Source organism: Alicyclobacillus suci (genome assembly GCF_017329615.1).
GTDB classification, from domain to species: domain Bacteria; phylum Bacillota; class Bacilli; order Alicyclobacillales; family Alicyclobacillaceae; genus Alicyclobacillus; species Alicyclobacillus suci.
Window position 1 is genome coordinate 1 of sequence record NZ_JAFMTW010000130.1, and the last position, 1067, is coordinate 1067.

The 1067-nt window shown below is 41.1% G+C and carries 1 protein-coding gene; it reads left to right on the top strand.

Going from position 1 to position 1067, the window contains the following annotated elements; all coding sequences use genetic code 11:
• Nucleotides 1-231 precede the first annotated feature (231 nt).
• Nucleotides 232-1044 (top strand): hypothetical protein, encoded by an 813-nt coding sequence (locus tag J3482_RS20095; protein ID WP_206923071.1) that lies wholly within the window; start codon nucleotides 232-234, stop codon nucleotides 1042-1044.
• The last annotated feature ends 23 nt before the right edge of the window (nucleotides 1045-1067 follow it).

Consider the following 1067-nt stretch of genomic DNA (forward strand, 5'->3'; position numbering starts at 1 on the left):
GGGTGGGGAATTCATCCCGATGATTTTGGGGAATTGAATCCGTTATTTTTGGGGAATTGTATTCCGCTGTTATTGGGGATTTTACAGCCGATGTTGACACTCTGCTCGAATATTAGGGTGGTCTGAGGCTAAAGTGCGAACGACACAGCATCGAGCACTGAAACAGTTAAGGGGTTTGATTGGGGAGCATATTCTGACGGAATCAAGGCCTCCGAGAGGACGGTGAAATACATGGATTATGACGAGAAACTGGTAGAACAACTCAAAGCATTTTCTAATTCTTCATCTCAGGAAAGCTTGTCCGAACAGGATAAACTTGAATTAAAGAACAGACTGCATCAAAGAATGCACAATAATAAACCCAAAAGGGTTCTCCCAAAAATTTGGGTTTCCAGTGGAGCAACAGTGGCTGGTATTGCTCTATTTGCTGCGAGTCTGTTTTTTATATACAACAAAAACTTAACAACTATAAAACCACCACAAAGCACCAGTGCCTCAAATAAAGAAATCAATGCTGAAGATACTCAAATTGGGAACCTCAAATTGGGTGAAAGTCTTACAGACATAAATAAAGTTTACGGAACACCATCTTCTAAAATCACTGGTCCTGAAACTACCTGGAACTACAACCAAAGGGGATTTTCAGTAACCGGATCAAATGTATGGACAATCACAATTTCTAAGGGATTTACCGCAAGTACACCTCGTGGAATTCACATTGGCAGCTCGAAAAGCGCGGTGGAAAAAGCGTATGCTGACCTTCTCCCGATAGAATCCAATGAATTATACGGAATGAGTTCAAATGAACAATACGGTATTGTTTTTGCCTTCAATGGTCAGCAAGTGAGTAAGATAACGCTTATTGACTTAACAGACGGAAGGTTTTGGACACCTCAAACCAACCCAAGTATACTGTCTTCTACGGTATCATCAACACATAACAATGAATTGAAAATCGACTCAGCATTTGTATTTGATAGCCTAAAAGTACCCCACTGGAACAATCGAAAATTCCCCCACCCTATGATAGCCTCACTACGGTGAGGTGGTTGAGGAGATGATTCGAT

Coding starts and splice junctions, on each gene's coding strand:
- J3482_RS20095 (WP_206923071.1), top strand. CDS start 232: ATGGATTATGACGAGAAACTGGTAGAACAACTCAAAGCATTTTCTAAT.